General features: G+C 65.7%; 24 protein-coding genes. 13 read left to right on the forward strand and 11 right to left on the reverse strand.

What is annotated here, in order from left to right; translation table 11 throughout:
* The first annotated feature begins 10 nt into the window (after positions 1-10).
* The 3 genes from VH326_RS04750 to VH326_RS04760 are packed head-to-tail and all read left to right on the forward strand — an operon-like array spanning position 11 to position 3,633.
* A complete protein-coding gene (locus VH326_RS04750) occupies positions 11-1,297 on the forward strand; it encodes an MFS transporter (protein ID WP_329630636.1) in 1,287 nt (428 codons plus the stop codon).
* Positions 1,294-2,214, forward strand: coding sequence for a cysteine synthase A (cysK, locus tag VH326_RS04755; RefSeq protein ID WP_329630637.1), 921 nt, complete (start codon positions 1,294-1,296; stop codon positions 2,212-2,214). Before VH326_RS04750 ends, cysK begins: the two co-directional genes overlap by 4 nt.
* A 57-nt stretch (positions 2,215-2,271) precedes the next feature.
* The gene (locus tag VH326_RS04760; protein ID WP_329630638.1) at positions 2,272-3,633 is read left to right on the forward strand and encodes a cell wall hydrolase; all 1,362 of its coding nucleotides are present in this window, start codon (positions 2,272-2,274) and stop codon (positions 3,631-3,633) included.
* Positions 3,634-3,661: 28 nt separating this feature from the next.
* Here the strand turns inward: VH326_RS04760 and VH326_RS04765 are convergent, their stop codons facing one another.
* From VH326_RS04765 to hisI, 4 genes are all read right to left on the reverse strand, one after another.
* The gene (locus VH326_RS04765) at positions 3,662-5,461 is read right to left on the reverse strand and encodes an acyl-CoA dehydrogenase C-terminal domain-containing protein (RefSeq protein WP_329630639.1); all 1,800 of its coding nucleotides are present in this window, start codon (positions 5,459-5,461) and stop codon (positions 3,662-3,664) included.
* Positions 5,462-5,463: 2 nt separating this feature from the next.
* Positions 5,464-5,889, reverse strand: a complete 426-nt coding sequence (locus tag VH326_RS04770; protein ID WP_329630640.1) for a MerR family DNA-binding transcriptional regulator — start codon at positions 5,887-5,889, stop codon at positions 5,464-5,466.
* A gap of 46 nt (positions 5,890-5,935) precedes the next feature.
* Positions 5,936-6,427, reverse strand: coding sequence for a hypothetical protein (locus VH326_RS04775; protein ID WP_329630641.1), 492 nt, complete (start codon positions 6,425-6,427; stop codon positions 5,936-5,938).
* A gap of 140 nt (positions 6,428-6,567) precedes the next feature.
* Positions 6,568-6,927 carry a phosphoribosyl-AMP cyclohydrolase gene (hisI, locus tag VH326_RS04780; RefSeq protein ID WP_329630642.1) on the reverse strand — a complete coding sequence of 120 codons (360 nt, stop codon included), beginning with the start codon at positions 6,925-6,927 and terminating at the stop codon, positions 6,568-6,570.
* 95 nt (positions 6,928-7,022) lie between these two features.
* Between hisI and purF the strand changes: the two genes are divergently transcribed.
* Together purF and VH326_RS04790 are read left to right on the forward strand one after the other, a co-directional pair.
* Positions 7,023-8,468: an amidophosphoribosyltransferase gene (purF, locus tag VH326_RS04785; protein ID WP_329630643.1), complete on the forward strand. Its 1,446-nt coding sequence runs from the start codon at positions 7,023-7,025 to the stop codon at positions 8,466-8,468.
* 2 nt (positions 8,469-8,470) lie between these two features.
* A complete protein-coding gene (locus VH326_RS04790; protein ID WP_329630644.1) occupies positions 8,471-9,172 on the forward strand; it encodes an SDR family NAD(P)-dependent oxidoreductase in 702 nt (233 codons plus the stop codon).
* 133 nt (positions 9,173-9,305) lie between these two features.
* Here the strand turns inward: VH326_RS04790 and VH326_RS04795 are convergent, their stop codons facing one another.
* The 4 genes from VH326_RS04795 to VH326_RS04810 form a co-directional block, all read right to left on the reverse strand.
* Positions 9,306-10,526 (reverse strand): cyclopropane-fatty-acyl-phospholipid synthase family protein, encoded by a 1,221-nt coding sequence (locus VH326_RS04795; RefSeq protein WP_329630645.1) that lies wholly within the window; start codon positions 10,524-10,526, stop codon positions 9,306-9,308.
* A gap of 64 nt (positions 10,527-10,590) precedes the next feature.
* Positions 10,591-11,622, reverse strand: coding sequence for a 2-oxoacid:ferredoxin oxidoreductase subunit beta (locus VH326_RS04800; protein ID WP_329630646.1), 1,032 nt, complete (start codon positions 11,620-11,622; stop codon positions 10,591-10,593).
* A gap of 47 nt (positions 11,623-11,669) precedes the next feature.
* Positions 11,670-13,640 (reverse strand): 2-oxoacid:acceptor oxidoreductase subunit alpha, encoded by a 1,971-nt coding sequence (locus VH326_RS04805; protein ID WP_329630647.1) that lies wholly within the window; start codon positions 13,638-13,640, stop codon positions 11,670-11,672.
* Positions 13,641-13,713: 73 nt separating this feature from the next.
* Positions 13,714-14,637, reverse strand: coding sequence for a histone deacetylase (locus tag VH326_RS04810; RefSeq protein WP_329630648.1), 924 nt, complete (start codon positions 14,635-14,637; stop codon positions 13,714-13,716).
* 40 nt (positions 14,638-14,677) lie between these two features.
* Here VH326_RS04810 and VH326_RS04815 point away from each other — a divergent pair, with 40 nt between their 5' ends.
* From VH326_RS04815 to VH326_RS04850, 8 genes are all read left to right on the forward strand, one after another.
* Positions 14,678-15,652: an alpha/beta hydrolase gene (locus VH326_RS04815; RefSeq protein WP_329630649.1), complete on the forward strand. Its 975-nt coding sequence runs from the start codon at positions 14,678-14,680 to the stop codon at positions 15,650-15,652.
* Positions 15,649-16,146, forward strand: a complete 498-nt coding sequence (locus VH326_RS04820; RefSeq protein WP_329630650.1) for an RNA pyrophosphohydrolase — start codon at positions 15,649-15,651, stop codon at positions 16,144-16,146. The genes VH326_RS04815 and VH326_RS04820 overlap by 4 nt, the downstream gene beginning before the upstream one ends.
* Positions 16,147-16,155: 9 nt before the next feature.
* Positions 16,156-17,352: a hydrolase gene (locus VH326_RS04825; RefSeq protein WP_329630651.1), complete on the forward strand. Its 1,197-nt coding sequence runs from the start codon at positions 16,156-16,158 to the stop codon at positions 17,350-17,352.
* Positions 17,349-18,365 carry an arginine N-succinyltransferase gene (locus tag VH326_RS04830; protein WP_329630652.1) on the forward strand — a complete coding sequence of 339 codons (1,017 nt, stop codon included), beginning with the start codon at positions 17,349-17,351 and terminating at the stop codon, positions 18,363-18,365. The genes VH326_RS04825 and VH326_RS04830 overlap by 4 nt, the downstream gene beginning before the upstream one ends.
* On the forward strand, positions 18,365-19,630 hold the full coding sequence (locus tag VH326_RS04835; protein ID WP_329630653.1) for an N-succinylarginine dihydrolase: 1,266 nt from the start codon (positions 18,365-18,367) through the stop codon (positions 19,628-19,630). The genes VH326_RS04830 and VH326_RS04835 overlap by 1 nt, the downstream gene beginning before the upstream one ends.
* Before the next feature lie 51 nt (positions 19,631-19,681).
* Positions 19,682-19,900, forward strand: a complete 219-nt coding sequence (locus tag VH326_RS04840) for a hypothetical protein (protein ID WP_329630798.1) — start codon at positions 19,682-19,684, stop codon at positions 19,898-19,900.
* Between the two features lie 93 nt (positions 19,901-19,993).
* On the forward strand, positions 19,994-21,061 hold the full coding sequence (locus tag VH326_RS04845; protein ID WP_329630654.1) for a radical SAM protein: 1,068 nt from the start codon (positions 19,994-19,996) through the stop codon (positions 21,059-21,061).
* On the forward strand, positions 21,052-21,846 hold the full coding sequence (locus VH326_RS04850) for a hypothetical protein (RefSeq protein ID WP_329630655.1): 795 nt from the start codon (positions 21,052-21,054) through the stop codon (positions 21,844-21,846). Before VH326_RS04845 ends, VH326_RS04850 begins: the two co-directional genes overlap by 10 nt.
* Here the strand turns inward: VH326_RS04850 and gatA are convergent.
* Genes gatA through VH326_RS04865 form a run of 3 tightly spaced genes read right to left on the reverse strand, consistent with a single transcriptional unit; the run spans position 21,818 to position 25,461 of the window.
* Positions 21,818-23,302, reverse strand: a complete 1,485-nt coding sequence (gatA, locus tag VH326_RS04855; RefSeq protein WP_329630656.1) for an Asp-tRNA(Asn)/Glu-tRNA(Gln) amidotransferase subunit GatA — start codon at positions 23,300-23,302, stop codon at positions 21,818-21,820. The genes VH326_RS04850 and gatA overlap by 29 nt on opposite strands.
* The gene (gene gatC, locus VH326_RS04860) at positions 23,302-23,604 is read right to left on the reverse strand and encodes an Asp-tRNA(Asn)/Glu-tRNA(Gln) amidotransferase subunit GatC (RefSeq protein WP_329630657.1); all 303 of its coding nucleotides are present in this window, start codon (positions 23,602-23,604) and stop codon (positions 23,302-23,304) included. Before gatC ends, gatA begins: the two co-directional genes overlap by 1 nt.
* A 39-nt stretch (positions 23,605-23,643) precedes the next feature.
* Positions 23,644-25,461 (reverse strand): DUF4153 domain-containing protein, encoded by a 1,818-nt coding sequence (locus tag VH326_RS04865; RefSeq protein ID WP_329630658.1) that lies wholly within the window; start codon positions 25,459-25,461, stop codon positions 23,644-23,646.
* Between the last annotated feature and the right edge of the window lie 86 nt (positions 25,462-25,547).

The raw sequence follows: 25,547 nt of genomic DNA on the forward strand, positions 1-25,547 counted from the left end.
GGCAGGTCAGATGTTCCCCGCCGACCATCCGCTCCGCATCGCGAACTTCCGCGCTTACTGGCTGTCGCGCTTTGCCGGCACGATCGCGGTCAGCGCGCAGGGGATCATCATCGGCTGGCAGGTGTACGGTCTGGCGCGCGGGGAGATGGGCTACAGCATCGAACGCGCGGCGGCTCTGCTCGGGCTGATCGGGTTGGTGCAGTTCGTGCCGTTGTTCCTGCTCACGCCGCTGGTCGGGCTCGCCGCCGATACGTTCGACCGGCGCTGGATCGTGCGCGGCACCACCGCACTGCTTGGGGTCAATGCGGTGATGCTAGGCGCGCTGACCTGGGGCAACCATCTGTCGCTGCCGTTCCTGTTCCTCGCCGCCGGGTTCGTCGGCGTGGCGCGGGCATTCTCCGGCCCGGCTTATTCGGCGCTCGCACCAAACCTTGTGCCGCGCGAAGTCCTGCCGACCGCGATCGCGATCTCGACGCTGGCGTGGCAGACCGGGACGATCGCGGGGCCGAGCGTCGGCGGCGTGCTCTACGCGATCCACCCCGATGTCGCCTATGCCAGCATCGCCACCCTGTTCGTCGTCGCGCTCGCGCTGATGTTCCTGATCGGCCCGGTGCCGCAGCCGCCCGCGCAAAGCGACCGCCACCCGCTGCAACGGATCCTCGACGGTTTCCGCTACGTGCGCCGCAACCGGCTGGTGCTCGCCGCCATTACCCTCGATCTGTTCGTCGTATTGCTCGCCGGCGCGACCGCGTTGCTGCCGATCTATGCGCGCGACATTCTCCATGTCGGGGCGAGCGGGCTGGGGCTTCTCGCGGCGGGCATGGGGATCGGCGCGGCGCTGGCGTCGCTGTTATTCTCGTTCCGGCCGATGAAGCACAATGTGGGGATCAAGATGCTCGGGGCGGTGATCGTGTTCGCCGGCGCGATCCTGACCTTCGGCGTGTCGCGCTGGTTCCCGTTGAGCCTCGCCGCGTTGATCGTCGCCGGCGGCGCCGACATGGTGTCGGTCTATGTCCGATCGTCGCTGATCCAGCTCCACACGCCCGATGCGATGCGCGGCCGCGTGAGCGCAGTGTCGCAGCTCACGATATCCGCCTCGAACGAGCTCGGTGAGGCGGAGACGGGGCTGATGGCGTCGTTGCTCGGCCCGGTGGGCGCGGTGGTGTTCGGCGGGGTCGCGGCGATCGCGATCACCTTGCTCTGGTCGCGACTGTTTCCCGAGCTGAGACTTGCAAAGTCGTTCGACCCGCCCGAAATCCTCGAAACGCCCCCCGAACATGGAGTGACTCAGCCATGAAGGCCAACACCATCCTCGATACGATCGGCAACACCCCGCACATCCGCGTCCAGCGGCTGTTCCCCGGCGCCGAAGTCTGGATCAAGTCCGAGCGGGCAAACCCCGGCGGGTCGATCAAGGACCGCGCCGCGCTGTCGATGATCGAGGCGGCGGAGCGCGACGGCAAGCTCAAGCCCGGCGGGACGATCATCGAGCCGACCAGCGGCAATACCGGGATCGGACTGGCGATGGTCGCCGCGGTCAAGGGCTACAAGATCATCCTCGTGATGCCGGAGTCGATGTCGCTCGAGCGACGGCGGCTGATGCTCGCGTATGGCGCGACGTTCGACCTGACCCCGCGTGAAAAGGGCATGAAGGGCGCGATCGAGCGCGCGCTCGAGCTGGTCGAGCAGACGCCGGGGTCGTGGATGCCGCAGCAGTTCGAGAACCCCGCGAACATCGAAGTGCATCACCGCACGACCGCGCGCGAAATTCTCGAAGATTTTGCTGATTCTCCAATCGACGTGATCATCACCGGGGTCGGTACCGGCGGCCACATCACCGGGGTCGCCGAGGTGCTCAAGAAGGAGTGGCCGAACCTCAAGGTGTTCGCGGTCGAGCCGACCCTGTCGGCGGTGATTTCGGGCGGCCAGCCCGGTCCGCACCCGATCCAGGGGCTCGCTGCGGGGTTCATTCCGGCGAACTTGCACACCCAATTGCTCGATGGCACGATTCAGGTCGAGGCAGACGACGCCAAGGAGATGGCGCGCCGCGCTGCACGCGAGGAAGGCGTGTTGGTGGGGATCAGCTCAGGCGCGACGTTGGCTGCGATCAAGCATAAGCTGCCCGATCTGCCCCAAGGCGCGCGCGTCCTGGGGTTCAACTACGACACCGGCGAGCGCTATCTGTCGGTGCCGGACTTCCTGCCCGAGAGCTGACCGGAACGCGGCACGCGGTCGCGGGTTTTGGCAAGCGGCGCGCATTGCGCTAAGGGCTTGCGCCCGCTCGCGCCCGCATACCCCTCGACAGGCCAGGAATTGATCGACCGCCAGCCCCCTTCGTTCGCGCTACGTATCGTGCTGATCGCGCTCGGCGTCGCGTTGGTCGCAGTGCCGGCGCTGATCGTGTTCCTCGCGCCAGCGCCCCGGCCGCACGTGCCTGTCGTGGTCGCGCACCGAATCGTGCCCAAGACCGAGCTGCCCCCGGTCGAGCCGGTCAAGTTCCAGGCCGTCGCGCCCGCCGATGCCAAGGCGTTCAACGACACGATCCCGTTCTCGACTGCGCCCAATCCCGCGGCGCGGCCCTTTCTCTTTTCCGGCGACAGCGCCGCCCGCGCGCGAGCAGTCGACTGCCTCGCGGTCGGCGTGCTCTACGAAGCGGGCGACGATACCGAGGGCGAACGGGCGGTGGCACAGGTGGTGCTCAATCGAGTTCGCCACCCCGCTTTCCCCAAATCGGTGTGCGGCGTGATCTTTCAGGGCTCGGAGCGCTCGACCGGATGCCAGTTCAGCTTTGCGTGCGACGGCGCGATGAACCGCTGGCACCCGACGCCCACCGCGTGGAACCGCGCCCGTGACGTGGCACGCGCCGCTCTGAACGGCTCGGTCTATACGCCGGTCGGCTATTCGACGCATTACCACACCGACTGGGTGGTGCCGTATTGGAGCGCGAGCCTCGACAAGGTCGCCGCGGTCAAGACTCACCTGTTCTTCCGCTGGACCGGCTGGTGGGGCACCCCCGCCGCGTTCGTGCGCACCGTGTCGGGATTCGAGCCCGGCATCCCCGCACTCGCTGGCTTCTCCGCCGCGCATAGCGATGCGGCATTCGATACCGCGGTGATCAAGCCCGCCGAGGTCGACAGCGCGACGCTCGGCGGCGGCGCGCAACCGCTGTCGATCGATCCCAATAGCTTCCTCGTCACGCTCGACGCGCGATCGAGCCCCGATTCGTTCATCCAGGTCGCAACCAAGACCTGCGGCACGCGCGAATATTGCAAGCTGATGGCGTGGACTGACAAGGCGCGCACGCCATCGGGCCTGCCGCTCGGCCAGGCGCAGATCGCGACGATGGCGTTCAGCTATCTGCGCGACAAGGCGCGCGGGTATGAGAAGGCGCTGTGGAATTGCGCGCAGTATAAGCGCGCGTCGAAGGGCGAATGCATGAAGCTGCAGGTGCTCGGCGTGCCGACGGCAGCATTGCCTTCGTCCGTGTCGAAGGCCGCGACGAGCGCGTCGCCCGGCGCGCCACAGTCCAACGTCAGCTTCACGCTCAAGCCGGTCGCACCCGACGGCTTGAGCGGCGTACGGCGCAAGGAGGTGCCGACGCCGGCTGCAACACCGAAGCCGGAACGCCCCTAAAACTCCCCTCCCTTGAAGGGAGGGGAATTCAGGCAGCGAACATCTCCGGGGGGATCGCCATCAACGCGTCCGCGCCACCCTCGATCTTGCGCCGCAACGCCCCGGCATCGGGCATGATCCGCTCCGCGAAATAGCGCGCCGTCGTTAGCTTGGCATCGAGGAAAGCAGCATCGCCCTCCCCGGCCGCTTTGAGCTTCGCCGCCGCGATCGCCATCCGCAGCCACATCAGCCCGACCGCGACGATCCCCATCAAATGCATGTAGCTATACGCGCCCGCCGCGACGTTGTTCGGGTTGGTCATGCCGTTGGCCATGAACCACATCGTCGCGGCCTGTAATTCGCCATTGGCCTTCTCCAGCCGCGCCGCGAAATCTGCGGTCGCTGGGTCGGCCTTGCCCGCCGCGACATCCTCCGCCACGACCTTGAACAGCAATTGCACCGCGCGGCCGCCATTCTGCGCGAGCTTGCGCCCGACCAGGTCCATCGCCTGAATGCCGTTGGTGCCTTCGTAGATCATCGCGATCCGCGCATCGCGGACGTACTGCTCCATCCCCCATTCGCGGATATAGCCGTGCCCGCCATAGACTTGCTGCGCGGCGGTGGCGATCTCGTAGCCCTTGTCGGTGCCGTAACCCTTGATCACCGGGGTCAGCAGCCCGACCAGGTCGGCGGCGTGCTGCCGCTCGTCCTCACTCGCCGCCGCATGTTCGAGATCGACCTGGAGCGCCCCCCACAGGCACAGAGCACGCAGCCCTTCGGTTAGCGCCTTGGCGTCCATCAACATCCGTCGCACGTCGGGGTGGACGAAAAGCGGATCGGCCTTTTCCTGCGGGTCGGCCGCGCCGGTCAGCGCTCGGCCCTGACGGCGATCATGCGCGTATTGGACGGCGTTCTGGTAGGCGGTCTCCGCCACCCCGAGTCCCTGCAGCCCGACACCGAGCCGCGCCGCGTTCATCATGATGAACATCGCGGCGAGCCCCTTCATCTCCTCGCCGACCAGCCATCCTTTCGCGCCGTCGTAATTCATCACGCACGTCGAATTGCCGTGGATTCCCATCTTGTGCTCGATCGAGCCGCACGACACCGCATTACGCTCACCCAGCGAGCTGTCGTCACCGACCAGGAACTTGGGCACCACGAACAGCGAAATGCCCTTCGAACTGTCGGGCGCGCCGGGCGTTTTCGCGAGCACCAAGTGGATGATGTTGCTCGTCAGGTCATGCTCGCCGGCCGAGATGAAGATCTTAGTGCCGGTGATCGAATAGGACCCATCCACATGCGGCTCGGCGCGGGTACGGATCAGCCCGAGGTCGGTGCCACATTGCGGCTCGGTCAGGTTCATCGTCCCTGACCACTCGCCCGAGATCATCTTGGGGACGTATTTCTCCTGCTGCTCGGGCGATCCCTTGGTCAGCAAAGCGGCGATCGCGCCGTGGGTCAGCCCCGGATACATCGCAAACGCCATGTTCGACGAGATCATATATTCCTGGAATGCGGTCGAGACGACGTGCGGCATCTCCTGCCCGCCGAACTGCGCCGGAGCGCTCAGCGTGCCCCAGCCCGATTCGACGAACTTCACGTAAGCTTCTCTGAACCCCTTGGGCGTCGTCACGCTGCCGTCGTCGTTGCGCGTGCAGCCCTCGAGGTCACCCGATTGGTTGAGCGGGAACAGCACCTCCGCGACGAACTTCCCGCCCTCGCCGAGCACCGCCTCGACCATGTCGGGGGTGGCGTTGGCGAACCCGGGGAGGTTCGCGTACCGGTCGAGCCCGAGCACATGATCGAGCACGAAGCGCGTGTCGCGCACCGGGGGCGTGTATTGCGGCATGGTCAGTCCTTCGTGTCGGCGCGCGCGCCTTCTTCGAGCAAGGCGGTGAATTCAGTCAGTTCGGCGATCGCCGCATCAATGTCGCGCTTCTGTGCATTCAACGTCGCGATGCGGTCGTGACAACGGTCGATCGTGCGCTGGCGCTGCGTACGCCGGCCGTCGCCGACATCGTACAGGTCGATCAGTTCACGGATATCGGTCAGCGAAAAGCCGACTCGCTTGCCGCGCAGGATCCACGCCAGCCGCGCGCGGTCGCGGTGCGAATAGATGCGCTGTGTACCCCTCCGTTCGGGGGCGATTAGCCCTTCATCCTCGTAGAAACGCAGCGCGCGCGCGGTGACACCGAACTCGGCCGACAGGTCGGAAATCGAGAAATCGTCGCGCTCGGGCAGCGGCTCGATCGGCGCGTAGGACGGCACCCAGGTCATGGCCCGTTTCTACGCGTGCATTACGTTTACGTCAAAGGGAGCGCCGCTATTTGCCGCCCGCACATAGCATCCTGCCGCGCCCGTCGCGCAGCGCCGCGGCTTCGGATGGCGAATCGCTCAGCCGCTCGACGCTGAGCGCGGCGAGCGAGGCGCGTTTCGAGCACGCTTTTCGGCAAGCATCGGGCAGCGCGCCGGGAAGCGAGATGCGGTCGCCTTCGAACCTCGCGTCGAAGCTGCAACCGGGGGCGCTGGTCAGTTCGACGTGCAATGTCTCCCCCGCGCGAGTCGCCTCGCCGGTGCCGCTGCAGAAGAAGTCGTCGCCGTAATCGACGTAGATGCCCACTCGAAATGCGGTCGCGCTGGGGACGACGCAGATCTTGTCGCGGTCGCGCGCGTAGAGCCCGGTGGGGTCGGTGTTGGCGGGATCGGGGACGATCCCCGCGTCGATCGCGGCGGCTTCGAGGCTGGTCGGGGTGGGTGGCGCGTCGGGGGTGGAGGACTCCCCGGAGCAAGCGGTCAGAAGCACAAGTGCCAACACCCCTCCCACGCCTCCCCGGCGAAAGCCCGGGCCCAGGTGGGGAACGAGCATGGCGACGCGCATCGCTCTTTCGCTCAGCTCTCTCCAACTGGACCCCGGCTTTCGCCGGGGAGGTGTCTTGAGGCGAGAGGTCGCCTCTCTCACTCCACCCGCTCCAACCGATCACCCACCACTCGCCGGAAGAAGCACGTCGCCTCCCCCGTATGACACGCCGGTCCCGCCGCATCGACGATCAGCCACACCGCATCCTGGTCGCAATCGATCCGTATCTCGCGCACGCGCATCGTGTTGCCGGAGGTCGCGCCCTTGCGCCACAATTCCTGCCTGCTGCGCGACCAGAACACCGCTTCTCCGCTCTCGATCGTCGCGCGCAACGCGTCGGCATTCATGTGCGCGACCATCAAAACTTGCCCGGCGATATCGCCCACCACCGCGGTGATCAGCCCGTTCGCGTCCCATCTGGGGTCCAGGGTCAGTCCGGTATCGCGTGAATCGCTCATGGAGCGGTCATATTCCGCGCCGGACTCCGTGACAAATGGGCGACAAACGCATGCGGCGTCACTATATGGCTCTCGCGCCACCGCACCGGATCCCAATGCTCACGACCAACCCGTTCGAGGACGACAAGCTCCGCGAGGAATGCGGCGTATTCGGCGTGTCCGGCGCCGACGGAGCCGCCGCGCTGGTCGCGCTCGGCCTGCACGCGCTTCAGCATCGCGGACAGGAAGCCGCCGGGATCACGTCGTGGGACGGCACACACTTTTATAGCCACCGTGCGATGGGACACGTCGCGGGCAATTTCGACCGCGACGAGATCATGGGCGCGCTGCGCGGTAACGTCGCGTGCGGGCATGTGCGCTATTCGACCACGGGCGAGACCGCGCTGCGGAACGTCCAGCCGCTCTATGCGGAGCTTGCCACCGGCGGGTTTGCAGTCGCGCATAACGGCAACATTTCCAACGCGATGTTCCTGCGCGACGACCTTGTCGCGCGCGGCGCGATCTTCCAGTCGACCAGCGACACCGAGGTGATCCTGCACCTCGTCGCGACCAGCTCGTACCGCGATCCGCTCGACAAGTTCATCGACGCGCTGCGCCGAGTCGAGGGCGCCTGGTCGCTGGTCGTGCTGACGCCGCAGGGGATGATCGCGTGCCGCGATCCGCTAGGCATCCGGCCGCTGATCATGGGGCGGCTCGACGACGCCTATATCTTCGCGTCGGAAACCGTCGCGCTCGACGTCGTCGGCGCGGAATACGTCCGCTCGATCGACCCGGGCGAACTGGTGATCGTCGAGAACGGCCAGCTCCGCTCGCTACGCCCGTTTGCCCAGGCCAATCCGCGCCCATGCATCTTCGAATGGGTCTATTTCTCGCGCCCCGATTCGATCGCGGATGATCAGTCCGTTTATTCGGTCAGGAAAGCGATCGGCGCCGAACTCGCGCGGGAAGCGCCCGTCGAGGCCGACATCGTCATTCCCGTCCCCGACTCGGGCGTTCCCGCCGCAATCGGTTACGCCCAGCAATCGGGAATCCCGTTCGAACTCGGCATCATCCGCTCGCACTATGTCGGGCGCACCTTCATCCAGCCGGGCGACCAGATCCGGCGTCTTGGCGTCAAATTGAAGCACAACGCCAACCGCGCGCTGATCGCTGGCAAGTCGATCATTCTGGTCGACGATTCGATCGTGCGCGGCACCACCAGCCTCAAGATCGTCGAGATGATGCGAGAGGCCGGCGCACGCGCGGTGCACATGCGGATCGCCAGCCCCCCGACCAACAATCCGTGCTTCTACGGCGTCGACACGCCCGAGCGCGAAAAGCTGCTCGCGTCGCGCTTCTCGGTCGAGGGAATGGCCGATTTCATCCACGCCGACAGCCTGGCGTTCGTGTCGATCGACGGGCTCTACAAGGCACTGGGCGAGGCGAAGCGCGACGATCTCACGCCGCGCTATTGCGACGCCTGTTTCACCGGCGACTATCCGACTCGCCTGACCGATCACGACGCGATCGACGAACTCGCTCTCCACGAAGCCGCGGAATAAATATGACACTTGAAGGACAACTCGCGCTGGTGACCGGCGCGAGCCGGGGGATCGGCGCCGCCACCGCCAAGGCGCTTGCCGCGGAAGGCGCGCACGTCATCCTGACCGCGCGCTCGGCGGGGGCGCTGGAGGCGGTCGAGGAGGAAATCCACGCGGCCGGCGGCAGCGCAACGATCGCCCCGCTCGATCTGACCGAGACCGACAGCATAGCGCGGCTCGCGACCGCGGTGGCCGAGCGCTGGGGAGCGCTCGACATATTGGTGCTCAACGCGGCGACGCTCGGGTCGCTATCGGCGGTGCCGGCGATCGATCCGGCCGAGTTCGCACGCGTGATGACGCTCAACGTCTCGGCGCAAGCCGCGCTGATCGCCGCATTCGACGGGCCTTTGCGCAAATCAAAGCACGGCCGCGTGATCGCGCTAACGTCGAGCGTCGGGCGCAAGCCACGTGCCTATTGGGGCGCGTACGGTGCGTCGAAGGCGGCGATGGAGACCTTGGTGCTCGCCTATGGCGAGGAAGTCGAAGCGGTGACCAATATCCGAGTCGCGGTGCTCGATCCCGGTGCCACCCGCACCAAGATGCGCGAGCGCGCCTATCCCGGCGAGGACCCGGCGAGCGTCAAGCCGCCCGAAGCGGTAGCGGGCCGCATCGTCGCGTTGCTGACCGAAGATTTCGCATCCGGCTATATCGAACGAGTCGGCTAAATTCCTGCTTTCAATGTAGGATTTCGCGTGTCACCGTGTTGGCTCGCTGTTGCTCGTTGTCGTCGTATCCGCGATCATTCTCACCGCATGTTTCATGCGCGATAGTGTGACCTTGGTGTGACCTTAGCGCGGATCAGTCCTTCACCAGCGTCACTTGCGCGACATCGATCGCGCCGCCGCGGAACCCGCCTTCGCAATACATCAGATAATAGCGCCACAAGCCGATGAAATGCTTGTCGAATCGTTCCGGCAGCCGCCCCGCCGCAACCACCGCATCGAACGCTTCGCGCCAGCGCTTGAGCGTCTCGGCATAATCGAGCCCGAAGCCGTGCCGGTCACGCCACGCCAGCCCGACCTTCTCGGCGATCGCGCGGAACCGGCTTTCGGAGAGCAGCATCCCGCCGGGGAAGACATAGCGCTGGATGAAGTCGACGTTGCGTGCATAGCCGTCGTAGATCGCATCGTCGATCGAGATGAACTGGATCGCCGCGCGGCCCCCGCTCTTGAGCGCGCGCGCGATCGCGGCGAGGTAATCGGGCCAATATTCCGCGCCGACCGCCTCGACCATTTCGATGCTCGCGACGCCGTCATAGGTGCCGGTCACGTCGCGATAGTCGACCAGCTCGATCTCGGTGCTGGCGGTGTTGAGGCCCGCCAGCCGCGCCTCGGCATAAGCCTTCTGCTCGGCCGACAAGGTGATGCCATGGACATCGACTCGCGCTCGCGCCGCCGTCTCGGCGAACGAGCCCCAGCCGCAGCCGATCTCGAGCACCCGGTCGCCGGGCTTGGCGCCGGTGCGGCCAAGGATTGCGGCAAGCTTGGCGTGCTGCGCTTGCTCGAGCGACTGGTCCGGCGCGGCGAACCTGGCGCTCGAATAGGTCATGCTGGGATCGAGCCACAGCGCATAAAACTCGTTGCCGAGATCGTAGTGCTCGTGAATGTTGCGCCGTGCACCGGCACGGTCGTTACGGTGCGCCCGGTGCCACGCGCGGCGCAACCAGCGCCACATGCCATGCGCGCGGCCGGTTTCGGCAAGCGCATGCCGGTTGAGCGTGAACAGCTCGAACAAGGCGACCGGATCGGGGCTTTCCCACTCGCCCGCCGCCCAGGCTTCGTACCACCCCACGGAGCCACCCGCCACGAGCCGCCACAGCGCGCGCCAACTATGCAGGATGACGATCGCCTCGGGGCCCGCGCTGCGCCCGCCGAGCCGCGCCGGGACATCGCCAGGGAGCGAGACGGTGATCGCGCCGCGTTCGAGCCCGCGGTCGATGCGCCCGAGCACCCGCCGGCCGATCCAAGCCAGCGGTCCGCCAAGGCTGCGCTGCCCCCGAGTCTTTGCCGGCGCATCCATGCCGCGATCCATGCACCAGCGCTCTGTCACCGCCAAGCAATTTGGTTAGCGTCGTCGCAAGCTTTCAGATCACGTGCGGCTGTTTCTCGACCATCCAGGTCTGGCCCTGGCTCAGCAACTTTTGCAGATCGGGCTTCTTGCCGTGGGCGGCCGCCTTGTTCTGCGCGATCACCGCGCTGTCGAAGGTCGGCGCGGGATCGTCGTACAACACGCCGAGCGCCATCGGGAACGCGCCGAACGGCATCTCGACCAGCATGTGCGCGAGGCCGCGATTGGTCTGGTCGTGGACCGCGACCCCCGCGCCCTGCCAGTCGCCATCGGTCACATCGACGACCTTGAGCATTAGCCGATTGATATCCATCGCCAGTCCCTTGGTTCCGCCCGCGAACAGCAAAGGCTCGCCGTGCGTGACCCACATCTGATTGCCGGCATTGGCCTTTTCGGTGAAGGCGGCGAACACGTCGTCGTTATAGACGATGCAGTTCTGGAAGATCTCGATGAACGCTGCGCCCTGATGGGCATAGGCTGCCTTGAGCACCATCGGCAGGTTCTTGTGGACGTCGATCCCGCGCGCGACGAACCGCGCGCCCGATCCGAGCGCGAACGCGCATGGCGCCGCCGGGCGATCGACCGATCCGAACGGAGTCGACGGGCTGCGCGTCCCGACGCGGCTGGTCGGCGAATATTGCCCCTTGGTCAGGCCGTAAATCTCGTTGTTGAACAGCAAAACCTGGCAATTCAGGTTCCGCCGCAACAGGTGCATCGTGTGGTTGCCGCCGATCGACAGCGCGTCGCCGTCGCCGGTGATGATCCACACGTCGAGCTCCGGATTGGCGAGCTTGACCCCGGTCGCCACCGCCGGCGCGCGGCCGTGGATGGTGTGGAAGCCATAGGTTTCCATGTAATAGGGGAAGCGCGACGAGCAGCCGATGCCGCTGACGAACACGGTGTTCTCGGGCCGCGCGCCGATTTCCGGCATCGTGCGCTGCACCGCTTTCAGGATCGCATAGTCGCCGCAACCGGGGCACCAGCGCACCTCCTGGTCGGTCTCCCAATCCTTGGGCAGCGACTTTTGCGGTGGGGTCATGTCGTTCATTTCAAACCTTTCCGACGAACCGAGCGTCGACTTCGAATATGCAGTGCTCAGGATTGCGGCGAGTGGTGCTCGCGCAGGCTGCCGTCGTCGTGCCCCGATACCGGCTCGGGCAATTGCGTGTGGTCGGCCGGCACCTCGCCGCCCGATCCGCCGTGCAATATCGCGTCGATCGCCGCCTCGATCTCGGCGATGCGGAACGGCTGGCCGCTGACCTTGTTGAGCGGTCGCGCATCGACCAGGAACTGGTCGCGCAGCACGGTCTTGAGCTGACCGGTGTTCATTTCGGGCACCAGTATTTTGTCGTAGCTCTTCAACAACGTGCCCAGATTGGCCGGCATCGGCCAGATGTGGCGGATGTGGATATGCGCCACATCCTGGCCCTTGCGACGCGCCCGGCGCACCGCTTGATGGATCGGGCCGAAGGTTGAGCCCCAGCCGACCACCACAAGCTGCCCGCTCTCCTCGCCGATTTCGACCTGCTGGTCAGGTACCTCAACCCCGGCAACCTTGGCCTGGCGGATGTCGGTCATCGCCTGATGGTTGGCGGGCGAATAGTCGATGTTGCCGGTGCCTTGCGCCTTCTCGATTCCGCCGATCCGATGGAGTAGTCCCGGCGTGCCAGGCTTGACCCAGGGCCGCGCCAGCTTGGCGTCGCGCGAGTAAGGCTGGAACCCCCCGGCGGGCGCTTCATCGAGATACTGGACCGGAAACGGCGCGTAGTCGCTAACCGCGGGCACCTTCCACGGCTCGGCGGCATTGGCGATGTAGCCGTCGGTCAGCACCATCACCGGCGTCATGTATTGCGTGGCGATGCGAACCGCTTCGATCGCCACCTCGAACGCGTCGGACGGGCTGCGCGCGGCGATCACCGGCATCGGCGCGTCGCCGTTGCGGCCGTAGACCGCCTGATAGAGATCCGACTGCTCGGTCTTGGTCGGCAGCCCGGTTGATGGCCCGCCGCGCTGAGAATTGATGATGACCAGCGGCAGCTCGGTCATGATCGCGAGCCCCATCGCCTCGCCCTTGAGCGCGATGCCCGGCCCCGAGGATGAGGTCACCCCGAGCTGTCCGGCATAGGACGCGCCGATCGCGCTGGCGATCGCGGCGATCTCGTCTTCTGCCTGGAAGGTCGTGATGCCGAACTCTTTCAAGCGGCTCAAATGATGCAGGATCGCCGACGCGGGCGTGATCGGATAGCCGCCGAAGAACATCGGGATGTTCGCCAGCTGCGCGCCCGCGACCAGTCCCATCGAAATCGCGTCGGCGCCCGTCACGGTGCGGTAGAGGCCAGGCTCTGCGGGCGCGGCCGCGACATGATGCTGCTTGAGCGGTCCGGCAATCTCCGCGGTCTCGCCATAGGCATGGCCGGCGTTGATCGCGGCGATGTTGGCCTCCGCCAGCGTCGGTGCCTTGGCGAACTTCGCCTTGAGCCAATCGATCAGCGTGTGGCGGTCGCGGTCGAACATCCACAGCGCGAGCCCCAGCGTCCACATGTTCTTGCAGCGCAGCGCTTCCTTGTTGCCGAGCCCGAACGGCTTCACCGCGTCGAGCGTCAGTTGCGAGATGTTGAACGCCAGCACTTGCCATTTGGCCAGGCTGCCATCCTCGAGCGGGTTGGCGTCGTACTTCGCCTTGGCGAGGTTGCGTTCGGTGAACTCGCCGCTGTCGGCGATGATCAGCCCGCCCAGCTTGAGCGCGTCGACGTTGGTCTTGAGCGCCGCTGGGTTCATCGCCACCAGAACGTCGAGCGCGTCGCCAGCGGTCTCGATCGAGGTCGATCCGAAATTGATCTGGAAGGCCGAAACGCCGAACAGCGTGCCGAGCGGCGCGCGGATCTCCGCCGGGAAGTCCGGGAAGGTCGACAGATCGTTGCCCGCCAGCGCGGTGGACAGCGTAAACTGCCCCCCGGTCAGCTGCATGCCATCGCCGGAATCGCCGGCAAAGCGGACGACGATCGATTCTGCGTTGGGGTGGGCCGACGCCTCTTGCGGCGTCACTTCGTGGGCGGCTGTCGCCATATCGGCACTGTTCCTGCGGTCTTGATTGGGCTTCTCTATGCGCCGGGAGCCCCTGCGCACCAACCTAGATCGGTTACGCCTGTGTGAAAACCGTTCTTTGCCATCGCTCCTCGAAAGCCTGTCCCAGCGTCAGGATAGCCGCGACGTGGCGGCGCGCGATGGCGAGGACATCGTCGCCATAGCCGCCGCCGACGGTGCTCGCGAGCGGGATGCCGCGCTCGATCGCCAGCCGCGCAACCAATTGCTCGCGTCGCCGCAGCCCGTCGTCAGTCAGATCGAGCCGCCCCAGCCGGTCGCCACCGAACGGATCGACCTCACCCTGGTACAGGATCACATCGGGCTGCTCGGTATCGAGCATCGGTTCCAGCGTCGCTTCGAGTGTTTCGAGATATGCATCGTCTCCCACCCCGTCCGGCAACGGCACGTCGAGCGTCGACATGGCCTTGCGCACCGGAAAGTTCTTTTCGGCGTGGATCGAATAGGTCGCGATTCCCGGCAGCCCTGCCGTCAGCGCTGCGGTGCCGTCGCCCTGATGAACGTCGCAATCGACGACCAGCACGCGCCGCCCTTCGCTCGCCAGCCGGATCGCGGCGATGGCGAGGTCGTTGAACAGGCAATAGCCAGCCCCGGTGTCCGCAAGCGCGTGATGGCTCCCGCCCGCGCTGTTGGCGGCATAGCCGCGTTCGAGCGCCAGCTTGGCGGCGAGATACGTCCCGCCCGGCACGATCTGCGCGCGGTTCGCGACCACCGCGTTGACGGGGAAGCCTATCCGTCGCTCCTTCTCGCGCGGCACGCGCGCTTCGATGACCTCCGCGACATAGGCTGGATCGTGCGCTGCCTCGATCCAGCGCCGTGGCATCGCTTCCGGCTCGAACCATTCGACTCTATCGCCGGCTTCACGCAGCAAGTCGCGGATCGCGCCGTTCTTGTTCCACTGATAGCCCGATTTCGGCTGGTCCGGCGCGACATAGTCGGGGTGATGGACGACCGCGATCATCGGTTTTATTTAGGAACTCAAATCACGAGAGGATAGCTGAATGACCGAGCCCTTCGTCCGCCCCGATGTTCGCGGATTCCTCGATTTCCTGAACAACATACCCGGCCCGAAGATGCACCAGCTCGATGCGCCGGCGGCCCGCGCGCAATATCTTGCAATGAAAGACGTGGCCGATCCGCCGGTCGGCCAGCTCGGTACGCGACTCGATCTCGCGATCCCCGGCCCCGCCGGCGACATTCCCGCGACGTTGTTCGATCCGCGCGCCAACCGCGAGCCGGGGCCGGTCGTGGCCTTCTTCCACGGTGGCGGGTTCGTAATCGGCAATGTCGAGACTCACGCCAGCTTCTGCGCGGAAATGGCGCGGGCGCTCGATCTGCCGGTGATTTCGGTCGGCTATCGCCTCGCCCCCGAATCGCCATGGCCCGCCGCGCCCGACGATTGCGAAGCGGCTACGCGGTGGATCGCCGACAGCCCAAGCGAGTTCGGCCGCGCCGTTACCTCGCTGATCGTTGCCGGGGATAGCGCGGGCGGCAATCTGGCGGTGGTGACCGCGATGGCGTTGCGCGACTCACCCGCCAAGGTCCCGGTCATTGCGCAGCTGCCTTTCTATCCCGCGACGGACATGGCGCAGGAATATCCCTCGTACAGCGAGTTTGCCGATGGTTATCTGCTGACCCGCGACGGCATGGAATGGTTCGCCGCCGCTTATGCCGCGGAGCTTGAGCATGTCCGCACCTCGCCGTTGCGCGGCGATGTCGCCGGGTTGCCGCCAGCGGTGATCGTCACCGCCAGTCTCGACCCGATCCGTGACCAGGGCCGCGCCTATGCCGCCGCGCTCGCTAAGGCCGGCGTGCCGGTGGTGTTCCGGGAGGCGAAGGGACAGATCCACGGTTTCATCACCTTGCGCCAGGCGATCCCCTCGGCAGCGGGTGATGTCGCCGGGGCGCTCGCTGCGCTCAAGGATCTGATTGTCGAGGCCGAAGGCGATCGCGTGATGGCCCAAGCCGCCGAATGACCACCACGGAAGACCTGCCTTACCGCCCCTGCGCCGGAGTGATGCTGCTCAACCGCGACGGGCTCGCGTTCGTCGGGCAACGGCTCGATGCGACGATGGAAGCGTGGCAGATGCCGCAGGGCGGCATCGACGACGGCGAAGACGCGCGAACCGCGGCGATCCGCGAGCTGGGCGAGGAGATCGGCGTTCGCCCGGATCATCTCGAGCCGATCGCGGAGGCTCCCGGCGAATTCTTCTACGATCTGCCCGACGATCTGGTCGGCAAGGTGTGGAAGGGCAAATATCGCGGCCAGCGGCAGACGTGGTTCCTGTACCGCTTCACGGGCGAGGACACCGACATCAACCTCGCCACGGCGCATCCGGAATTCATGTCCTGGCGCTGGATGAGTCCGTACGAACTCCCCAAGCTGATCGTTCCGTTCAAGCGGCAGCTCTACGAGGACGTGCTCGCGGCGTTTCGGCCTCACCTCGACCCCGACGCGCGAACCGCCTAGACGGCGGGCATGACATCCTCTGCCGCGCTTATCGATCGGCTCGCCGCCGAGCCGATGCTCGAACACACCCGCGCCTGGGCGGCGATCAATAGCGGGACGCGCAATCTTGGCGGGCTGAAAACCATGGCAGGGACGCTGGCCGATGCCTTCTCCGTGCTGCCGGGCGAGGTGTCGCTGGTCGCGCCCGAACCCGCGAGCAGCGTCACCGCGGACGGCACCGTCGCGACGCTCGATCACGGTCAGCATCTGGTGGTGAAGGTCCGACCCGAAGCGCCGACGCGGATGCTGTTCACCGGGCACATGGACACCGTTTATCCCGCCGACCATCCGTTTCAGGATCAGCGCTTTCTCGACGATAATACGCTGAACGGTCCGGGCGTTGCCGACATGAAAGGCGGGCTAGCGCTGCTGCTGGCAGCGCTCAAGGCGGTAGAGGCGTCGCCGCTTGGGGCGCGGATCGGTTATGACGTGATGATCAATTCGGACGAGGAGACGGGTTCGTTCTCGTCCGCCGCGCTGATCGCCAATCTGGCGCGCGGCAAGGTCGCAGCGCTGACCTATGAGCCGGCGCTCGCCGACGGCACGCTGGCCGGCGCGCGCGGCGGCACCGGCAATTTCTCGATCGTCGTTCGCGGCAAGAGCGCTCATGCCGGGCGCAACCCCGACGACGGACGCAACGCCATCGTCGCGGCAAGCGACCTCGCGGTGCGGCTCTTCGCGGCCAAGCAGATTGGACTGGCGGTAAATCCCGCGCGCATCGAAGGCGGCGGTCCGAATAACGTCGTACCCGACCTTGCCATCCTGCGGATCAATTTCCGCCCCGCCTCGGCCGAAGCGATCGCCGCCGCGCAAGCCGCGATCGACGGCGCTATTTCCGCGGTCGCGCGCGACCGAGACGTGCAGATCGAGTTGCACGGTAGCTTCAACCGCCCGCCGAAACCGATCGACGATGGCGCCGCGAAGCTGTTCGCGCTCGTCAAGCAAACCGGCGGCGAGATCGGCCTCGACATCGCCTGGAAAGCGACCGGCGGCGTGTGCGACGGCAACAATATCGCCGCTGCCGGCGTACCGGTGGTCGACACGATGGGCGCGCGCGGCGGCGCGATCCATTCGACGGACGAATTCCTGCTGGTCGACAGCCTGGTCGAACGCGCCGCGCTGTCGGCGCTGACCGTCCTCAGGATCGCCAAAAAGGGGGGATTGTGAGCTTTCGTATCCGTGCCGCGACCGATGCCGACATCGATCATCTTTACGAGATGGCGAAGCTGACCGGCGGCGGCTTCACCAACCTACCCGCCGACCGCCGCGCGCTGAAAAAGCGCCTCGCGCAAAGCAGCGCGGCATTTGTGCGCCCGGACGACACGCTCGGCGACGACGTGTTCGTCCTGATGCTCGAAAATGTCGCGACCGGCGACGTGCGCGGGACGTGCCAGATGTTCAGCCGCGTCGGGCAGAACCATCCCTTCTATTCGTACCGCATCGGCACGCTGACTCAGCAGAGCGAAAAGCTCGCCCGAACATTCCGCGCGGAAATGCTGACCTTGAGCACCGACCTTGAGGGCGCGAGCGAAGTCGGCGGACTGTTCCTCCACCCGGGCGAGCGTGCCGGTGGGCTCGGCATGCTGATCGCGCGCAGCCGGTACCTGTTCATCGCGATGCACCGCGCGCGCTTCGCCGATCGCATCCTCGCCGAGTTGCGCGGGATCATCGACGAGGCGGGCGGGTCGCCGTTCTGGGACGGGCTCGCCGGGCGCTTCTTCGGGATGAACTTCCAGGATGCCGACCGCTTCAACGCCACCCACGGCCACCAATTCATCGCCGACCTGTTCCCCAAGCACCCGATCTACGTCGCAATGCTGACCGAGAGTGCCCGGAGCGTGATCGGCCTGCCCCACCCGTCGGGCCGCGCTGCGATGCGCATGCTCGAGAGCGAGGGGTTCGCGTTCGAGAATTACATCGACATTTTCGACGGCGGCCCAACCATGACCGCGCGCACCGACCGCGTGAAGAGCATCGCCGGCGCAACGGCGGCGAAAGTCGTGGCAGTTGACGATGACGGTGGTGAGCGCGTGCTCGCGGCGACCGGCGAACTCGCGCATTTCCGCTGCGCCTTCGCAAAGGTGCGCGACGCCGGCGGCGGCGTGGTCATCGATCGCCCCGCAGCGCTGGCGCTCGGCGTCGGCGAGGGCGACCAGGTCACGTATATCGGCCGCGCCTGATGCTGGTCGAGATCAACTTTGATGGCATCGTCGGCCCGAGCCATAATTATGCCGGCTTGAGCCTGGGAAACCTCGCCGCGACGAACAATGCCGGCATGACGTCACGCCCGCGCGATGCTGCGCTCGAAGGCATCGCAAAGATGCGCGCGAACCTGCGGCTTGGCCTAACGCAAGGTGTGCTTCCACCCCACGACCGCCCCGACGACCACTGGTTGGCGGCGCTCTCGACGCGATACGCCGAGGCGGCGCCGCACCTCAAGGCACAAGCGCTGTCGGCATCGCCGATGTGGGCGGCGAACGCGGCGACCGTCTCTCCCGCGCCCGATACCGCTGACGGCAAATGCCACTTGACCGTCGCCAATCTGGTGACGATGCCGCACCGCAGTCACGAATGGCCAGAGACGCTGGCGCAGCTTCGCCTTGCCTTCGCGAACCCGGGCTTCACGGTCCACGACCCCGTCCCGGCCCCCTTCGGGGATGAGGGCGCCGCGAACCATATGCGCCTATGCGAGCGCCACGGCGATCCCGGCATCGAAATCTTCGTTTTCGGGGAGAGCGGCGGCCCCTTCCCCGCTCGCCAGCGCCGGGAGGCATCCGAAGCCGTCGCCCGCGCCCATCGACTCGACCCGGACCGGACCGTTTTCGCGCAGCAATCAACCGCCGCGATCGCGGCCGGCGCGTTTCATAACGATGTGGTCGCGGTGGCAAACGAGCGCGTCCTGTTCGCGCACGAATTGGCGTTCGATAACAAGGATTCGCTGTATGCGGACATCGCCGCCAAGGCACCGTGGTCTGAAATCATCGAAGTGCCTGCCGCTAGAGTCAGCTTGGCCGACGCTATCCGATCCTATCTCTTCAACGCCCAGTTGGTGACTCTGCCGGACGGCAGCATGACGCTGATCGTCCCGGGCGAAGCGCGCGACAATGGTGCGGTTTGGGAATGGCTGCAGCAGATGATCGGCGGCAACGGCCCGATCCGACACATCGAAGTCGTCGATGTTCGCCAGTCGATGGCGAATGGCGGCGGCCCGGCCTGCCTTCGGCTGCGCGTCGTCGCCGACCCCGCGACCGTCGATCCACGCTTCCTGGTCGATGACGCGAAGCTCGACCGAATCGTTGCGGTGATCGAAGCGCACTGGCCTGAGGAAATCGCCATCGACCGGATAGGCGACCCGACGTTGATCGACCGCATCCGTTCTGCCCGCACCGCGTTGCTCAAAGCGCTAGATCTGTCGGATTTACTTACATTTAACCAAGTTCCTTAACGCGGAATTGCGCATTTCCGCGGTTGGCACGGTGCGTGCGTTAACGTGGACATGTGGACCAAGATCACCCGCCTGTTCGTCATCAAGACCAAGTTCGAGGCGTTCCTGATCATCTATGGCCTCGGCCTTGGCGCGGTCGAGCGCGGGGTGCACTACATCCAGCAATATCCCGGCTTCGGCGGTTGGCTGCTCTTCTCTGTTTGTCCGATCGCGGTGTTCATGGCCGGCGCGCGCATTCTCGACTCGGTTGAGCGCAGCAGAGCGGAGTGACGATCGCTCGCGGCGGCCACGAGCATGGAATTCGTTGTACGAATCGATCGCCTGCCCCTAGCTGCCGAGAGTGAACAAAGGGGCGAGGGTTCAGTGGCGTCAGCAGCGTTAACCGAAACGACCGGCGGCGACTTCGCGCGCTTGCGCCGGCGCATCGGGCGTCTGGTCACGAGCAATTACGACATATCCGACCGCTGTAACCTGCGTTGCGAAGGCTGCCTGTTCTTCGCGGGCGACGATTACAAACGCTACCGCCCCGAAACCGACCTAAATCGCTGGCGCGCCTTTTTCCGCTCCGAAGCCGAGCGCGGCGTCAATTTCGGCTATTTCGCCGGGGCCGAACCATCGCTGGAGCTCGAACGGCTGCGTGCGGCGCACGGCGTCATCCCAAATGGCGTGGTCTTTTCCAACGGCCTGGTCGCGATCCCCCGCGATGTGGATTATCGGATCCACATCTCGCTTTGGGGAGACGATGCGGCATCGGTCGAACTGCGCGGCGCGGGCAACCGTAAGGCGTTCGCCAATTATGCAGGCGACCCGCGCGCGGTGTTCGTCTTCACCATCAACGCGATGAACATCGACACGATCGTGCCGGCCACTCGCGCGGTAGCGGAGGCAGGGTCAACGATCACCTTCAGCCTGTTCAGTCCCACCATCAAATACGCCGATTCGGCCAAGGCGCTCGATGCGGCCGATCTGCGCTACTTTCGGCATCGCGACGATGCGCAGAGCCCCGTCCTGTCCGCAGCCGACATGCAGCGCGCGGGCGATCGAATCGAGGAAGCGCGCCAGCTTCACCCGGCAACCGTGCGCTACTCGCCGCTCTACCATAGCTGGATCACTCGGCCGGAAGGGTTGTACGACCTGGACGAGGCGGGCGTCGCCACCAATTGCGGCAACCGGCTGAGCGGCCGTCACCGCCATTACAACGTCGACCAGAGCGCGACGAGCGCCAAATGCTGCTCGCCGAACCTCGATTGCCGCGATTGCCGCGCCTATGCGATGGGCTATGCGAGCTACCTCAAGGAAAACGTCTCACCGCGCCTTCGCGAGGCGCAGTCGCCCGAATGGCTCGAGGTCTGGACGTTGTGGGCCGAATTGTTTCTCGGGGATTCGTCCGTGGCCGTTGCGGCCGCGCTTGACCGCGATCCGTGGCGCTGAAGGCTAAGCTCTACCGCGCCTACGATCTCGGCGTGGTCGCCGCGGCTGCGCTGGCCGCGCCGGTGCCGTACAGACATCGTTGGCGCGCGCTGCGCCTGATCGGGCGGCTGCTGATGCCGATTGCTCGCGGGATCGGCCGATACCGCGACGATTACGCCGCCGAGGGGCTGGTGACGGTCGAGGAATATGTGTTTGAGTTCGCGCTGATGCGCGCGACGCAGCTTGGGCTCGGGTTCGAACCGCGCCTGTCGCATGATGGGCTGGAGATGCTCGACGAGGCGCTTGCCAGCGGCAAGCCGGTGATGCTCGTCGGCGTCCATGCCATGCTGCTCTATCTCGCCGGGCGCTATCTGATGGAGCGCGGGTGCGACTTCATCGCGCCCCGCAGCACCTTCAACCCGCCGGTCATGGGCAAACCCGGCAGCTATTATTCCTACCTTCCGTTCGATCAATCGAACGCGATGCTGCGGCTTACCCGGATGATGCAGCCCGGCCGCCTCATCACCGCGCTGATCGACGGCGATCGCAACGGACGACGGACGATCGCGGTGCCGATCGGCGCGATCGACGTTCCGATCTCGTACCCGCTGCTCAAGCTTGGCGTCGATCGCGGCGCAGCGATCCTCTTCTTTCATCCGCGTCTGATCGGCGATCGCGTGGAGCTTCGCTGGCGCCGGGCCGATGAAGCAAACGGGCTGGACGGCGTGATTGCCTCGCTCGGCGAGTTCCTTCTCGATCAGACCGCCGCCCGGTCGATTACCACCAAGCCTCCGGGCGCGCGGTGAAGCCAGCCCGTTCCTCGATCGCGAGGCACGCATCGAGCACGCCTTGTTCGTCGAGCGCCTTGCCGATCACCTGAAGCCCGAGCGGCAGTCCGGCGCTGTCGAGCCCGCCCGGCACCGACATTGCGGGCAAGCCCGCGAGGCTCGACGGCACGGTGAAGACGTCGTTGAGGTACATCGCGATCGGATCGGCCAGCTTCTCGCCTAGCGCGAACGCCGCCGACGGGGCGGTCGGCGTGAGCAGCAAGTCGCACTGCTCCCAGGCCAGATCGAAATCGCGCGCGATCAACGCACGGACCTTCTGCGCTTGGGTATAATATGCGTCGTAGAACCCGGCCGACAGCACGTAGGTGCCGATCAGGATACGGCGCTTGACCTCGGGTCCGAACCCGGCCGCGCGAGTCGCAGCGTACATTTCCTGCAGGTTGGCGCCCTCGGGCAAGTCACGCAACCCGTAGCGCACGCCGTCATAGCGCGCGAGGTTGGAGGACGCCTCGGCGGGCGCGATGATGTAATAGGCCGGCAGAGCGTATTTGGTGTGCGGTAGCGACACCTCGACCACCTCCGCACCCGCATCCGTCACCCAGTCGACACCCTGCTGCCACAGCGCCTCGATCTCCTGCGGCATGTTGTCGACGCGATATTCCTTGGGGATGCCGATCCGCTTACCGCGCAGATTGGCGTTGAGCATCGATTCCCACTTTGGCACCGGCAGGTCGAGGCTCGTCGAATCCTTCGGATCGAACCCGCACATCGCCTCGAGCATGATCGTGCAGTCGCGCACGTCGCGCGCCATCGGCCCCGCCTGGTCGAGGCTGGACGCGAACGCCACTACGCCCCAGCGCGAGCAACGGCCATAAGTCGGCTTGATCCCGGCGATACCGGTGAATGCGGCCGGCTGGCGGATCGAGCCCCCGGTATCGGTGCCCGTTGCGGCGGGACAGATCCGCGCCGCCACTGCCGCCGAGCTGCCGCCCGATGAGCCACCCGGCGCGAGCGGCGCGTTGCTGCCGTCGTTGCGCTTCCACGGGCTGATCACGTTGCCGAAATAGCTCGTCTCGTTCGACGAGCCCATCGCGAATTGGTCCATGTTGAGCTTGCCCAACATGCCCGCGCCGGCATTCCAGAGGTTCTGGCTGACAGTGGATTCGTATTCGGGCGTGAAGCCTTCGAGGATGTGGCTGCCAGCGGTGCTCGCGACGCCTTTGGTGCAGAACAGGTCTTTCATCCCGATCGGCACGCCGGCGAGCGGCTTAAGTTGCTCGCCCGCGGCGCGCGCCGCATCGGCTTCCTTCGCCGCCGCGATCGCATGGTCGGGGGTCTCGACCAGAAAAGCGTTCAGCCCCTTCGCGCGGCTGACCGCGACGACGAAGGCGTCGGCAACATCACGCGCGGAAAACTCCCCGCCGCGAACCCCATCGCGAAGATCGCGGACGCCGAGATCGGTGATGTCGCTCACTATTCGATCACCTTGGGCACGGTGAAAAAGCCATGCTCGGCCTGCGGCGCGTTGGCGAGCACCGCGTCGCGCCTGCCGCCGCCGGTCAGCGGATCGGCGTCGACGACATCGTCGCGCAGCCGCAACTTGTTCGGAATGACCGCCGTCATCGGCGCAATGCCGCTAGTGTCGACCTCGCCCAATTGCTCGATCCAGCCCAGAATATTGTCGAGCTCAGGCGCGATCTTCGCGACCTCCTCCTCAGTGATCGCGATGCGGGCGAGGCTCGCGATCTTCTTCACGGTTGCGACGTCTACGGACATGGTGGCGCGGCTAGCAGCGACGCCCTCGCCCTTCAAGCGTCACGGCTGCTTGAACGGTTGCCCAACGGGTTTGTCGCCGACGAACAATTGCCGTTGAGTGACGTTGCGCACCTCTACCTTGCCAGTGTCGACGGCATCGCGTTCGCTCTTGAGTGATGCGCGTTCCTGATCGGGTATCATCTTCGGCTCGGTCGCCTCGTTCAGTTTGTTGCTGTTGGTCCACTCGGTGCCACGCAGCACGAACACGGCGGTGTCGATCGAGCATTTGTGCTTTGGGTCTATGCGGTCGGCGACCGGGAGCGACATACAGCCATCGCCGATCACCGCTGCGCTGCTGCCATCGGGCTGCATATAGACGCGGCAAAGCACGGTGCCCTTGCAAGGAACGCTGTCGTCCCAGTCGTATGAAGGGCTAGCACTGACTGCGGTAATCTTCACCTTGAGCGCCTCCGGCAAAGTAGCCCCTGCCGGCCTGATCTCGAAACTGCCCTTAAACCGCTGCGCTTCGGCTTCACTCGCCAGTTCCACGCTATAACGTCCGTCGGCCTTGAGCGTAATGTTCGCCTGGTTCCTGATCGCCGGGTTCGACGACCGTTGCAGATCGGCTAACGCGCGTCTGCCCGGATCGCCGAAATCGAATGCCAGCGCCGCCCAGTCGAACCTGTCGACGCCTACCTTGCCCGATTTGAGCCGCACGACCTGGTCGCGCGTCGAAATCGCGTTGAACCCGGCGACCGGCGTGGCCAGGAGGAGCGCAATCCCCATTGTCGCGAAGGCCAGGCGGATATTCTCGCGACGGATCAACGGACCCCAATCCTGCCGCTTGCGGACGACGGCGACCAGATAGACCAGGCCGTAGCCAACCGCGAAAACGACGCAGACTACACCCCACAGCCGATCTGGCGTCATCCCGTATTGATGCAGGCGTAACCCCATCGCGATCGCGGCGATGATCGCAAGCGGCAGGATGACAACGCCAAGCCCGAGCGCCGACCAGCGCAGTACCGGCCCCTTCGCCTCGTCGTCATCGCCATGCCCGATCACGGCGTTCGCCAGGACCAGCGCGCCGGTAACGCACGCCATCAGCGTCGGCGTGGTCGATTTGGTCGCCCCCCATAGCGAACCGAGCCCGGTAAATGGCAGCGAGAGGACGAACAGCAACAATGCGGTGGCGAGAACCGGCGCCAGCACGCTCAACACGGCGTTCACAACCCGCTGGAGCAGCCCGACCACGCGATCGCGATCCCGTAATAGGCCTAGCGCCGTGCCGAACGCCGCGCCGATCAGCAATGCGTTCGACCAATTATGGCGCAGCAGATCCTTGAGCAGCCCGATCCCGATAAGCGCGAACAGCTCGCCCAAAAGATGCGCCAGCAACAACGCAATGCCGACGAACAGCCAACACGCGCCCCACAACACGACATTGGTCCAGGCGTGACCGTGAGTTTGAGGATATGGGAACGACCACCGGCCTTCATCTCGCGCGACCTGAAACAGCGGAACGGCGATCGCGATCGCAAGGAGCAGGCTCGCGCCGCTCCAACTCCACCAGCCGCCCGGTTGCCCGTTCCACCAGATTATCAGACTCGAGACCAGACCCAGTCCGACCGCAAAGAAGAGCGTCCAGACTCGACGGACTCTGCTCAATCCGAAACCGAATGCCAGCGCACCGACGGCGATGCCGGTCGCGACTGCGGTCCGCCACAAAGGCAGCGGCCAGCCAAAATCGGCCCATTTCTCGGGAGCCGTCAGTTGCTGGATCGCCAGGACGGCCGCTGCGCCGACGGCCAGCAGGATCAGCGTTCGGTGCGGCCAGACACTATCATCGACCGCCGCACTCGTCTGGTTGTCACTCACCGTCGTCTCCCCTCGCCCACCGGTTGACGTTGCCGGCTCGGCGATTGCAAGCGCTGCATCGATCGTGCACGGAATTATCTTTCGCT

Origin of the sequence: Sphingomonas sp. (genome assembly GCF_036269755.1) — a bacterium.
Classification (GTDB): Bacteria; Pseudomonadota; Alphaproteobacteria; order Sphingomonadales; family Sphingomonadaceae; genus Sphingomonas.